Raw genomic sequence first — 13,132 nt, forward strand, 5'->3', positions numbered from 1 at the left:
ATCAAATGAACGCTCATCAACCAATCGATAATCGTAAGCTCACGCTTCAACGCCTTCAGCTTATTGAAACTGGAGATGGAATGCTCCTGAAGCGCGGACGCGCGATCGTGAATATCAAAGGGGCCCAATCGAGCAAGATCACGCAGGCTCTTCTCGCGGTCGCCGCCGAGCGCGACGCAACGCGCGCAGAACTATGCGAACCGTTCCCCGAGGAGATCCGACCGGCAATCACAGAGCTTATTGAAGCGCTCGAGTCACGGCGATTTCTGACCGAAGGCAGCCCGGATGAGCCTTCGAGCCCGGAGGCGCCGATTGACGTCTTCTTCTGGCATTTCGGCAAACGCACAGCCGATATCAGTCGAGCATTCGAAAGGGCGCAGGTGACGATCGTCGGGGTCAACAAAGTATCCAGGCAAATTGCGCAGGCACTCGCGGAATCGGGCGTAGGGTCGCTCGATGTAATTGATTATCCCTTGCTGAACAACGTACGGATGCTCGACGAGCGTGGTCAGATCGAGCCGTCTCAGTGGCCGGTTTCGTTGGCCAGGCCACGTCCCTATCGCGAATGGTTTGACATGACACACGGGCGAGGTGCGGGCTGCCTCGTGGTCACATCGGATTTCGGAGGCCAGCATCTGCTTCGCAACTGGAATCGGCATTGCGTGCGCGAGCGCATTCCGTTCTTGCCGGTGGTTTTGCAAGACCTAATTGGCCGTATCGGGCCGCTTGTGATCCCCGGCGAAGGTCCGTGCCTGGAATGCTTGCGAGCGCGCGAAAACACCAACATTGACGATCCGGACATGCAGCGGGCCGTCGAGCAAGCGGCTTATGAAGGTCAAGTTGTCACCGCATTCCATCCATCGATGGCGTCCGTGCTCGGCGACACCGCTGCTATGGAGCTCTTGAAGCTCTATGGCCAATTCATGCGGTCACGCCTGGTCGGAAGGATGATCGAAATCAACCTCGTAGTGCCGGATCTCGTGGAGCGCCGCGTCCTGAAAATGCCGCACTGCTCCGTTTGCGGCACCGATCATGGACGAACGCCGGTCAGCCTCAACAAGGTCGCTTTCATGCCGGGCCATGAGGTCGCAAGATGAACAACCGCCGTGCTGCGCTCGAGGCTTTGATCGGCGAACTCGGTGTTATTGTCGACCCGCGTGTCGGGATCGTACGACAGGTCGAGATTGTGCCGCGAGAAGCCGGTTCGCCCGATTTCTTCCATGTGGCAGGCAAGGCCTGCGCCACCAGTGCATTCACCCGACAGACCAACTTTGGTGCAACGGGCGGCGCATCGGCCGATCTCGACATTGCCGTTGCGAAAGCCGTGGGCGAGGCAATCGAACGGTATTGCTCGGCGATCTATGATTTCGAGGACCTGCCCCTGTACTCGCGAAATCGGGCGCCATTTGCTTGCGTCGCGGCAGAGGACTTCGCGCTGTATAGCGACGCACAGTATGAGCAACCAGGATTTCCCTGGGCGCCCTTGACCGACGAGACGCCAGTGCGATGGACCCCTGGCATCGACGCCGCTACCGGCGAGCCCTGCCACGTTCCCGCAGCCATGGTCTACATGCCTTATCACTACTACACTGACACTGGAGAGGTGCCGATAGCGCAACCTATATCCACCGGTCTCGCGTGCCATCTGGGAAGCGCCAGAGCAGCAATTTCCGCAATTTGCGAGGTCATCGAACGCGACGCGTTCACGATCGCCTGGCAAGCCGCGCTCGCACCGCCGCAAATCCGGGTCGAGACGCTCAGCGACCAGAATTACGACTTAGTGGAGCGCTTCGAGCAAACAGGCGGTGTGGTCACGCTGCTCGACATCACGACGGATAACGGAGTTTCGACCGTACTTGCGGTGCTCAGGAGCGAGGCGGCGACCTGCCCCGCAATGGTAGTTGCCGCTTCGGCCGACCTGGACCCGGAACATGCAGTCCGCAAAGCGCTCGAAGAGCTTGCGCACACGCGGCGCTATGCCCAGCAAATCAAAAAGCGAATGCCGCGTCTCGATGCCAGTAACCTCGACGGTGTCGCCGACCAGCTCGACCATCTGAACTTCTGGTGCGATCACGCAAATGCACAGCATGGCGACTTTCTATTGCGGTCAGCGGCACGCAAGGATTTTGACGACCTACCGAATCTGGCGACGGGCTCACCGGAGCGTGACCTCGCTGATCTTGTGACACGCATCAGCTCTACAGGACACCAAGTCGTCCTTTGCGACCTGACGACGGCTGATGTGAGCGGGCTCGGCTTCCGGGTGGTGCGAGCGATCATCCCTGGCTTCCATCCTCTGTTCATGGGATTTGCAAATCGCGCGCTCGGGGGACGACGTCTTCGTGAGGTACCGGAGAGGTTAGGTCTGAAATCACTCGTTTCCAAATGCGGCCACACGAGTTTGCCGCATCCGTATCCATAGTGAGATCCCGGCTATGACCCTCACAGACTTGCCCCGCCACCTAATTTCTGGACTGGCCGAGGATACCCACCTCTGGGAATTGTACCACGAGAACTCCAAAGCAGGACAGTATAGTTTCTACCTGCCGCCTGACGTCATCACCCAGCAGATGGAACGAATGCTGGAATCATTTGAGTACGACCACTATCCGGAAATCCCACTGCCCCGATCGCATACGCCGCTTGAACTGAACCTGGCATCGACCATCGCGAGCAGAGTCAGCGCGCGCGGGCTTTCTCCTTGTCGGCTGACGCTGGAACAGGTTGCAGCATTGCTGCGCGCCTCTTATGGCGTCACACGGGACAACCGGGGCACCGAGTTTCCGCGTCCGTTCCGAACCGTTCCCTCGGGCGGCGCCCTCTACCCACTCGAGCTCTATTTTCACTCTGCTCGAGTGGAGAACCTTGAGGCCGGCCTCTATCATTACAACCCGATGCGCGACAGTCTGCGCTTCCTCCGCTACGGCGATGACTCCCGGCGCTTGTCGGAATCGCTGGTCCAGCGCAACCTCGCCCTCGATAGCTCGCTCCTGCTGTTCATCACTGGCGTGTTCGAGCGATCGACATTCAAGTACGGAGAGCGCGGATACCGCTTCGTGCTGCTGGAAGCGGGCCATGTTGGGCAGAACCTCGCGCTTGCCGCGACCGCCATGGGGCTCGGCTGCCTGACAATCGGTGGTTACGTGGATCGGCAGATCGACGATCTTCTCGGGCTTGACGGCGTTTCACAATCGACTGTGTACATGGCCGCGGTAGGCGGCAATGCACCCGAATGTGACGGAGCAAATTTGCCTACAGGAGCGTGATCTCATGTATCAGCACGGCTGGTTCCAGGTCGCCTTCGAGCAAGAGCTCAAGCAAGAGATTTCTTCGGTCGTTGTCGGAAAAACGCGACTGATGATTTTGCGTTCCGGCGCAGCGATCAGCGTCTACGACTCCATTTGCCCACATCGCGGCGCAGACCTGAGCATTGGCGGCCGCCCCGAACGTGGTGCCGTGATCTGCCCATTTCACGGCTTTCGTATCGGCCTGGGCACCGAGTCGGAGCATGGTTTTTGCATCCGCAGATATCGGACCCTTGCAGTCAGCGGTTTGATTTTTGTGCAACTTTCGGACAAGCTCAGCAACGGCTTTGGCGAAGCGATACACAGGCTGGCGGAAAGTCACTTCATTATGCCCGGCTTCGCGCTCGATGTACGCAGCTCTGCGGACATAGTCGTCGAGAATGCCTTTGACCAATCGCACTTCGGCCCGGTTCACGCTATCGGTATGAACGGCGAGTTCGCCGTTCGGCCAAGCTGCAACGGCGAACTTACGGTCGATGGGGCGTTCGAACTCCCTTCCTCGCGCTGGCAACGCGGCCACACCGAAGGAAGCCGTGTGCCGTTCCGCGCCGTAGCGTTCAGCCCCGGTGTAGTGATTTCCGACCTCGGCGGCGAATATCCGTACACCGTCATTACGTCGTCGACACCGAATGTCGATGACACCTGCACAATTCGTCTGTCGCTTGCGTTGCCAAAAGACGATCACGGGCGCCCGCCAGCGCCAGAGCTCTGCCAATTCCTGCTGCGCCGAAGCCGGGAAGGCCTCGAACAAGATCGCGTCGTATGGGAACATCGCTGTGAAGAAAGGCCGGCGCGCTATACCGCCCTTGACCGGCCAGTTAGGGAATTTCGGACGTTTTGCGCCCGTTTTGCGGAGCTGCCGAACCATGCGCAGTCGATGGCCGATTAACAACCTCGACAGTTTCGCAATCATTTCGCAGCCGGCTAGCGGCGACGGCGTTCTCTGGATTCACGGCTACACTATGGATTCGCGCATTTGGATAAATCTGTGGCATGACCTGCCGCGCTGGCACCACCTCGCGATAGACTTGCCCGGACATGGCAGTTCGTCGCCACTGCCTGCCGGATGGGATTTACGTGATCTTGCGGTCGCGATTGGGCGTCTTGCTCGCGAGCGAGGTATTCGGCATCTGGTCGGCCTGTCGTTCGGCGGCATGGTCGCGCTTCAAGTTGCCATCGAACATCCCTGTGCTTTCGCGTCCTTGGTGCTTGGAGCGCCTGCTCTCGGCGGAGGTCCGCAAGACCGGCATGCACAGGCGCGAAACTTGGAGTTGGTCGAGCTCTACCGGCTGCGCGGCGTCGGTCCTTGGCTTCGCGATTTGTGGATGACATCCCCTCCGAACATCTTTCTCGGTGCTTCGCGGGACCCTGTCCTCTGGGACAACCTGCGCGAGATTATAGGCGAACATCGCTGGAGTGAGCTGGCGGACGGCCGGATGCAATCTGTGACCTGTCACCGTCAGACGCCGGAAGGATTGAATCGAATTAGCGCAGCAACGCTGGTCCTCATCGGAGAGGACGACTGCAATGCGTTTAAACGCTCGGCCGAGCTGATCCACCGGAACGTTCCGAACTGCCGCCGCGTCTATCTCGAGCGAACTGGGCATCTTACCCTGCTGGAGCGCGCGACGACAATTTACCCACTTCTCGACGATCATTTCAAGGCGGCGGCAACCCCGCGGCACAGTTTGTATTCCACGACATAGCAAGAGGAGAACGGTCATGGCCGGTCGGGACACCAAGGAGGTTGGGAATGTGCGGGCCACCAATCGCGTTTTGACGGCGCGCGAGCTGCGACCTGTCGTCGTCGCCGGCGACAGTCTCCAAAGCAGTGGATTCTATGTTCAGAAGGCCCGCGAGCATCTGCGATCCATCGCGGGATTCAACGGACTACCGGCCGAATTCGAAGCCAATCCGCGCGTCAGCAAGACCAGCGGCGGTTCGGCCGTCGTGCATATGCGCCAACAGTTCAAGAGCATTCCGGTGTTTCAGGGCGCCCAGGCCGTGCGCTTTGGCCCCTCTGGCGACGTCGAGAGCAGCACCGGGATTACCTTCGAGCTTAGCGAGGACACGCCAGTCGAACCGCGGCTCACAGCCGCGCAGGCAGTACTCGCAGCCGCGAAGCACACCCAGGATCTCGGAAATAGCCTGCTCGGAGAATCTGACGATTTTGGAAATGGCTTAGATGCGCCGCGCATTAACCTTGATGGCTTTCAGCCGACGGTCATTGCTGCATTCAACGACATTCCCTCCCAACCGACGGTGCTTGACCGCGGTCCGTTCGCCTACGCGATCAAGGCAAGCCTAATCTGGTATCCACCGCCCCCGAAGCAATTGCTCGGCTGGCAGATTATTCTCACGATGCCGCAGGGCGCGGGGCAATATCTGGTCGTCGTCGACGCGAACTCCGGCAACATTCTTTACTCTCGGCAGCTCGTCGATCTCCTCATCGCCCGCGGCGCGGTCTACACATCCGACGGCACGGCGCGGCAGCTCGTTACGTTTCCTCGTCCCTGGTCAGACTATGCAGTAGCTTTTGATCCCGGCGCGATCCCGACCGGCGTGCCGCGCGAACCGCTGGATTGGGTCGACGACGCCATGCGAGACACCCGTGGCAACTACACCCTCGCACATCTGGGCGACAGTGGCGCGGCCCTGGCGGCGACGATGACTGCAGAAGGAGCGATCTTTCAGCCCGCCGATCCTATGGGCGACGAGCAAAAGATTCTGAACATGTTCTATTTGAATAATTTTCTGCATGATCTCTTCTACTTGTTGGGATTCCGGGAGGAGGACGGAAATTTCCAATCTAAGGGCATCGGCGGAGTGCCGGGCGATCCCGTCGATGCACGCGCGCATAGCGGGCCGGTGTGGGGCACCGCAAACATGCTGACACCCCCCGACGGTACCAGCCCGATCATGAACATGGGTCTGGTGGCTAGCACGTCGCGCCACACCGCATTTGATGCAACCGTCGTGTTCCATGAATTCATGCATGGAGTGACCAACCGGCTGGTGGGCGGTGCACTGAACACGCACGCGCTCGAACAGCCTCAAAGCAAAGCAATGGGCGAAGGTTGGGGCGACTATCTAGCCTGCACGCTTACAGGCAATAACGTTGTCGGGGGCTGGGTGACCAATCAGCCGGGCGGCATCCGCAGCCATCCATATGACGAGCAATACTCCGGGACGTATGGAATGCTTGGCACCGGCATTTACGTCCAGCCACACAGGGTCGGCGAAATCTGGTGCGCCGCGCTTATGTCAATGAACCGCAATCTGAATGCCCGATTGGGCGAACCGCGCGGGCAGCGCCTCGCGCTTCAGATCGTAGTCGATGCACTCAAGCTGGCGCCCGCCAATCCCAACATGCTCGAAATGCGTGACAGCATCCTTCTGGCACTTGACCACAAGCGCAATGCTTCGCCCGGATTGAGCGATGCCGATTATCAAGCCACAAAGATCGGCATCTGGACTGCGTTCGCAAAATATGGAATGGGCGCCAAGGCACAATCTGCCGGTGCGGAATTCGGTAATATAGTCGAAAGCTTCGAGGTACCAGCTGGTGGCTCGCTGCCATCGAATACGGGCTCGACGTCCAACACGGGAAGCGCCTCAAATGCCGGAACCAGCCCGACGACCTCAGCCGGAACGATTCAGCTTAAATATCAGGAGCGGACCCTTATCCCGGACAATCTTGCAACCGGCGTAACGACGATCCGGCACTGCGCACTAGGGGGCACAATTAGTCACATCGAGGCAGACATCGACATTGCCCACGCCTATGTCGGCGACCTCGTCGTCAAGCTCATTGCACCCGGGCAACCTCATATTGTCTTGTACAATCAAACCTTCAGCGAAGCGCCTGACCTCAAGCTACACTTCACTTCAGGCGATAAGCTGGCACCCCTTCTGCACAAGCCTGCCCAGGGCGATTGGGCCATCTTCGCGGCCGATCTATCCGCTGGAGAAACAGGTGCCATTCGTGGCTGGTCGCTTAATATTCAGACCGAAACGGCTGGCGCTCTCTCAGGTTTTGACGTTCCGCCGGCGCCGACTTCTGGTCGGCAGGAAGCATTGGTTCTGCTTGACACGGTGAGCGACGCTCTTGGTCGCCTGACGCGTATCATCGCGCAGTGAGTGCGCGCGATGTGCGGCATCTTCGCACTGCTTTGCCGGGATGGCGGGGTCACCCGGCAAACAATGGCTGATGCGCTTGAGCAACTCAAGCATCGTGGTCCCGACGGCCGAAAGTATTGGATTGATGAGGAAAAGCGCGTTGGATTGGGTCATGCTCGTCTTGCCGTCATAGATCTTGTTGATGGCGAACAGCCGCTTGCGAGCGAAAATGGAACCGTTCGCGTGGTGGTCAATGGCGAGTTCTACGATTATCAGCGCGTGCGTCGGACGCTGGAGGAACGCGGTCACCGCTTCGGCAGTCGCACTGATAGCGAAATACTGGTCCATCTGTGGGAGGACCACGGGACGGGGGCGATCGAGCGGCTGCGTGGCGAGTTTGCGTTTGTGCTTTGGGATTCGGCCAAGAGAATCTTGCTGGCGGCCCGAGACCGCTTCGGGGCGAAGCCGCTCTACTACGCTGTCACTGACGATCAGATCTGGCTTGCTTCGGAAGCGAAAGCCCTATTTGCCGCTGGCGTGCCTGCGCGATGGGATCACCGATCCTTTTTCGAGATGTGCCACTTGTACTATCCACAAGGCCGGACGCTGTTTGCCGGCATCTCGCAGGTGCCCCCCGGCCATTATCTGATCGCTGAGGAAGGCAGCCTACGAGTCGTCAAGTATTGGGACCTCGATTATCCGCGGCGCGATGCCCCTCAGACCGAGCGGCTGCCAGCCCAGCATGCCGAGGCCCTGCACGAGGCTTTGGACGAGGCGATCCGCCTGCGCCTTCAGGCCGACGTTCCAGTTGCGTGCTATCTCAGTGGTGGCCTCGATTCCTCTGCTCTGCTCGGTATGGCGGCAACGCATGCGCCGTCGCCTATTCACGCATTTACGGTCGCATTCAACACAGAGACTTACGATGAATCCTTGATTGCGGCAGAAACGGCCCGATTTTCGAATGCACAGCACCACGTGCTCTCTGTCACGTCGGATCAAATCGTGGACAACTTCGCGGACGCAGTGTGGCACAGCGAGACGATCAATCCGAACACCAACGGCGTGGCGAAATATTTGTTGAGCAAGTATGTCCGGGATCAAAACTTTAAAGTCGTGATGACCGGCGAGGGTGCAGACGAAACCGCCGCAGGGTATGACTTTCTTGCGCGTGACATATTACTGTACGGAGGCAAGAGCATTGATCGTCGGCGTCGCGCAGTCGAGTTGCGCGGTCCCGGGGTGCCGGAGGGCAGTCACGCGGTCTCAACCGCTTCCATTCGCGAGCGCCTCGGGTTCGTGCCGTCGTGGGTGGAGTGGTTCGCCGAAGCGGCCGCGCATTCCCGAGCGCTGTGGTCACCCAACTTCCTTGCCGCTTTCGCCGGACACGATCCGTACAAGAGCTTCCTTGACGCGCTAGACTTCGATGGTCAGCTCGCGGGGCGTGAGCCTGTCCATCAGTCCCTTTACCTCTGGAACAAGTCGATGTTCCTCAACCTGCTTCTCAACCAGCTCGCCGACCGCATGGAAATGGCGCATGGCGTCGAAGGCCGAATGCCCTATCTCGACGAGCGCGTCGCCAGCTTGCTGCGGGATATGCCACCGTCAGTCAAAATTCGAGCATCAAATGGCAAACATGTCCTACGCGAGGCGGTTCGCCCCTACATCACGGAGGCCGTCTATCGCCGCAGAAAGCAACCGTTTCTGGCGCCACCGCCGTCGTCCGAATGCGGCAATCGGCTCAACCAAATGCTCCAGGACCTGCTCCGGAGCGACACGATGGCTCAGGTCCCCTTTTTCGATCAGCGAGCGATCATCCGCTTCCTGGATGATCTCCCTCGCCTTGGTATGCGATCACCGCACGCACTTGAAGGAATTGGCAATCAGCTGGTGTATCTCGCGAGCGCGTGCGTGCTGCAACAGCGCTTCGCGCTCGCCGCATAGCGTGGCCGCCAGAGAACCAGATGTTCGTCAAGAGCAATCCTCCAACACTTGCCGAACCTGAGGCGAGGCGCGCCCCGAGGACACGGGGCAATCTGTCTTGGCATCAATGGTGAACCGCGCTCGTCTTTGGTCAGATGAACGAACCGCCGGGCGCACGCTCATCGACGATCGAGCGCCGTCTACTGCAGAGCATGCTGCGCTTCTTGCACCCGCATGCCGGCGAGCGAACGCATTGCGCCAACAATGTCGAGCAACGTCCATGCTCGCGATATGGCTCTGGATTTCCGAAAGGCGCGTCATCGCGCTCTCTCCTGGGAAATCTTCCCGCCGACCGATTGGACCAGAGCGACCAGGCTCTCCTTGAGCCGAGCGTACGGCGTCGGGGAGCGGCCTGGCTTCGTCGTCGAGCGTCCGGATCTCGGGACAGTGTTCCCCAAGCCAGGGGGCCAGGCCGGCACGAAACGCGTCGATGCGATCCAGTGGCACGGAATCCAGCACGCCGTCGGCAACGGCGCACAGCGCCACCTGTTCGCCCAGCGACTGCGGCGCGAACTGCCGCTGGCCGAGAACGGCGCGAATGCGCCGTTCATGCTCGATGACCTTGCGGGTGCACTCGTCCACAATGGTCCCGAAGCGCGCCCACCAGAATTTCGAGCGCCATGAGTGGAATCGGGACGAAGAGTCCGGCCAGGGCGCGGGGAAGATGACGCGTGAGGACTTCGAGGGCGTCGAGCAACATGCGTGCCCAGGCTTTGTCGTTTGCGGTGCCCAGTACACAGCGAACACCATGGCGACGGCTATCGCCGCTCTAGGCCTCAGCCTTCTCGACTCACCTCTGATCGCCGCTGAAGACGACGAGAAGCTCGACTCGACCGAGAAATCAGCCCGGGTGTTGGTGCAGGCCATTGAGAAGGATCTGAAGCCCCGCGACATTATCACCGAAAGTCTCTTTCAAATGCTGTAGCGGTCGTGATGGCAACTGGAGGCTCGACCAACGCCGTGCTCCATTTTCTTGCGATTGCGAAAGCGGCGGGGTGCGGTGGGACATCGAAGACTTTGAGCGGGTTGCGCGCCGGACTCCGGTGCTGTGTGACTTGAAGCCTTCGGGCCGCTTCGTCGCAGTCGATTTCCATCGCGCCGGTGGCGTCCCGCAAGTGCTGAAGATGCTGTTTGAACATGATCGGATCGACGGTGATTGCATAACGATCACCGGTCGCACGCTGGCTGAAGAACTGGCGGACGTACCGTCGGAGCCAACCGGCGACCAAGAAGTAATTCGACCGTGGTCGAGCCCGCTCTACGAGCGCGGTCATTTGTCTATCCTGAAGGGGAATCTTTCGAGCGAGGGATGCGTTGCAAAGACGTCAGGCTCCCGCCCGAGTGTTCGATTCTGAGCAGGCATGCTTGAAGGCGATCCTCTCGAAGAAGATCAAGCCTGGAGACATCGTCGTTATTCGCTGAAGGTCCGAAAGGCGGGCCAGGCATGCCGGAGATGCTCTCTCCGACTGCAGCCCTCGTCGGCCAAGGGTTGCTCGACTCTGTCGCTATCGTCACGGATGGTCGCTTCTCTGGGGGATCCTGGGGCTGGATAGTTGGCCACGTGGCGCCGAAAGCCTTTGTTGGCGGGACGACCGCATTGGTGAAGGAGGGCGACCTCGATCGGAACAAGCGCCTCATTGAACTCCACGTGTCAGCAAAGGAACTTGCGGCACGAAAAGAGAAGTGGAAGGCACCGCGGCCCCGTTATAGGGACGGCATTCTCGCGGAATATGCGCGTCATGTCTCGTCGGCGAGCCTGGTGCCATTGCGGACTAATCCGGTCAGGCATTATTCCCGGTCCCGAATCGCACCGCGCACCAACGTCCGTAGCGAAAGTCTCATTTGCTGCGCCGCGCCAATTGTGGGTTTCGAGGCGCTGCATTGCGGTAGGCGCTCCCCTCACACGCTGCGAGGGCAACGCCAACTGAAACGATTTAACTACCCGTCCGGTCGTAACGCAGGCTGGGCGTGCGCCCAGAACCGCCAGCTAGCATGAGATCGTGCCTTGCCTCCTAATAGGTAATAGGCAATGGAGCTTTGTCTACACGTGATTTATTGCTAATATTCTTCAGTTAGGTATTTGGCCTTTTGGCTAGTGCTAGCGACTGCAAAGAATTTTGAGGAGGGAGCGATGGCCATAGCGGGGTCAGCCGCCCCGACCGCGCGCGCATCGGAAGCGGCACGATGGGGTCAACTCATCTTCGGTATCATCTGCATGGTGATGATCGCCAACCTGCAATACGGCTGGACGCTCTTCGTCAATCCGATTGACCAAAAATATCACTGGGGCAAGGCGGCGATTCAGGTCGCTTTCACCATCTTCGTGCTGACTGAAACTTGGCTGGTACCGTTCGAGGGCTATCTGATCGACAAGTTCGGCCCGCGCATCATGATCGGTGGTAGCGGCGCGCTTGTTGCGATCGCATGGGTCATCAATTCGGAAGCCAATTCGCTTGCGCTGCTCTACTTGGCTGCCGCCATCGGCGGCATTGGTGCGGGCGTAGTTTATGGCGGTTCAGTGGGCAACGCCCTCAAATGGTTCCCGGATCGCCGCGGCCTTGCCGCCGGTCTCACCGCAGCGGGGTTCGGCGCCGGATCCGCGCTGACCGTGATTCCTATCGCCAACATGATCAAGTCGAGCGGCTATGAAGCCGCATTCTTGTGGTTCGGTCTCGCCCAAGGAATCATCGTTATGATTGTCGCTGTGCTGTTGCGCGCGCCCGAACCCGGCGAAGTGCCGGCGCCAAGCGCTCCGGCGGTACAGCAGACGCGGCGCGATTACGCACCGGTCGAGGTTCTGAAAACCGCTCCCTTCTGGACAATGTACGTCATGTTCGTCCTTGTGGCAGCCGGCGGGCTCATGGCGGTCGCGCAGCTCGCGCTGATCGCCAAGGACTACAAGGTCGATACGATCCCGGTGACCCTGGTCGGCATAACCTTGCCGGCGCTGACCTTCGCGCTGTCGATCGATCGCGTGCTCAATGGCTTCTGTCGTCCATTCTTCGGCTGGGTGTCGGACCACATTGGCCGTGAGAACACCATGTTCATCGCCTTCCTACTTGAAGGGCTTGGCATCTATGTCCTCTTGATGCTCGCTGGCGATCCGGTCTGGTTCGTGATCCTATCCGGCGTGGTCTTCTTTGCTTGGGGCGAGATCTTCTCGTTGTTCCCTGCCACATCCACCGACCTCTACGGTCGCAAGTTTGCGACGGCCAACTACGGGATGCTTTACACAGCCAAGGGTACCGCGGCCTTGCTGGTCCCGCTCGCGAACGTATTGAAATCCGCCACCGGCGGTTGGCACGCGGTATTCTACGTAGCAGCGATCCTCAACATCATCGCGGCGGTGATGGCCTTGGCGGTTCTCAAACCGATGCGTGTCTCCGCCATCGCGAGGGAATGATCCCACCGCCCCAGCACGCGGCTATCAAGGTCGAGTGATTCCCGCACTGAGTGATTCGTGTACGCCGCCCGTCTCGCACCATTGCCAATCGCTTACGAAATCGGCCTGCGATCACTTTCAACGCGACCGAGTACCGCGTGGGGCTGTGTTGAAGAAGGGGCTCAATGGAGCGCTTGATGTCGCGACCAGTTGACTTTCGTTTGACCCACGAAGCGGCCAGTTGCACGAGGTGACCGACCAGTACCGCACTGCAGCCGTCTTGCGATCGCCAGCATCACCTTTGCGTATTCAGTGTCCGGATCATCCGCCGAGATCTTGAAAAGGC

At 59.6% G+C, this 13,132-nt stretch carries 9 protein-coding genes and 1 pseudogene; 9 read left to right on the top strand and 1 reads right to left on the bottom strand.

What is annotated here, in order from left to right:
• Positions 1-5 precede the first annotated feature (5 nt).
• From ACR9YP_RS40405 to asnB, 7 genes are read left to right on the top strand one after another with little or no spacing between them, the layout of a single operon-like run.
• The gene (locus ACR9YP_RS40405) at positions 6-1,097 is read left to right on the top strand and encodes a TOMM precursor leader peptide-binding protein (RefSeq protein WP_474218702.1); all 1,092 of its coding nucleotides are present in this window, start codon (positions 6-8) and stop codon (positions 1,095-1,097) included.
• Positions 1,094-2,422, top strand: coding sequence for a YcaO-like family protein (locus tag ACR9YP_RS40410; protein ID WP_474218703.1), 1,329 nt, complete (start codon positions 1,094-1,096; stop codon positions 2,420-2,422). The genes ACR9YP_RS40405 and ACR9YP_RS40410 overlap by 4 nt, the downstream gene beginning before the upstream one ends.
• 13 nt (positions 2,423-2,435) lie before the next feature.
• The gene (locus ACR9YP_RS40415) at positions 2,436-3,266 is read left to right on the top strand and encodes a SagB/ThcOx family dehydrogenase (protein WP_474218704.1); all 831 of its coding nucleotides are present in this window, start codon (positions 2,436-2,438) and stop codon (positions 3,264-3,266) included.
• A gap of 4 nt (positions 3,267-3,270) precedes the next feature.
• Complete coding sequence (locus tag ACR9YP_RS40420) at positions 3,271-4,194, top strand: Rieske 2Fe-2S domain-containing protein (protein WP_474218705.1); 924 nt, start codon at positions 3,271-3,273, stop codon at positions 4,192-4,194.
• Positions 4,172-5,011: an alpha/beta fold hydrolase gene (locus ACR9YP_RS40425; protein WP_474218706.1), complete on the top strand. Its 840-nt coding sequence runs from the start codon at positions 4,172-4,174 to the stop codon at positions 5,009-5,011. The genes ACR9YP_RS40420 and ACR9YP_RS40425 overlap by 23 nt, the downstream gene beginning before the upstream one ends.
• A 16-nt stretch (positions 5,012-5,027) precedes the next feature.
• Positions 5,028-7,445, top strand: a complete 2,418-nt coding sequence (locus ACR9YP_RS40430; protein ID WP_474218707.1) for a M36 family metallopeptidase — start codon at positions 5,028-5,030, stop codon at positions 7,443-7,445.
• Between the two features lie 9 nt (positions 7,446-7,454).
• On the top strand, positions 7,455-9,365 hold the full coding sequence (gene asnB, locus ACR9YP_RS40435; RefSeq protein WP_474218708.1) for an asparagine synthase (glutamine-hydrolyzing): 1,911 nt from the start codon (positions 7,455-7,457) through the stop codon (positions 9,363-9,365).
• 27 nt (positions 9,366-9,392) lie between these two features.
• Here asnB and ACR9YP_RS40440 read toward each other — a convergent pair whose 3' ends face one another.
• Positions 9,393-10,154 carry a hypothetical protein gene (locus ACR9YP_RS40440; protein ID WP_474218709.1) on the bottom strand — a complete coding sequence of 254 codons (762 nt, stop codon included), beginning with the start codon at positions 10,152-10,154 and terminating at the stop codon, positions 9,393-9,395.
• On the opposite strand from ACR9YP_RS40440, the pseudogene ACR9YP_RS40445 reads away from it, so the two are divergent.
• Positions 10,069-11,400: pseudogene (locus ACR9YP_RS40445) on the top strand (dihydroxy-acid dehydratase domain-containing protein). The gene ACR9YP_RS40440 and the pseudogene ACR9YP_RS40445 sit on opposite strands and share 86 nt — an antisense overlap.
• Positions 11,401-11,535: 135 nt before the next feature.
• Entirely contained in the window at positions 11,536-12,807 is a 1,272-nt protein-coding gene (oxlT, locus tag ACR9YP_RS40450; protein WP_474218710.1) for an oxalate/formate MFS antiporter, read from the top strand.
• Positions 12,808-13,132 lie beyond the last annotated feature (325 nt).

The sequence above is a fragment of the Bradyrhizobium sp. BR14999 genome, assembly GCF_056106085.1.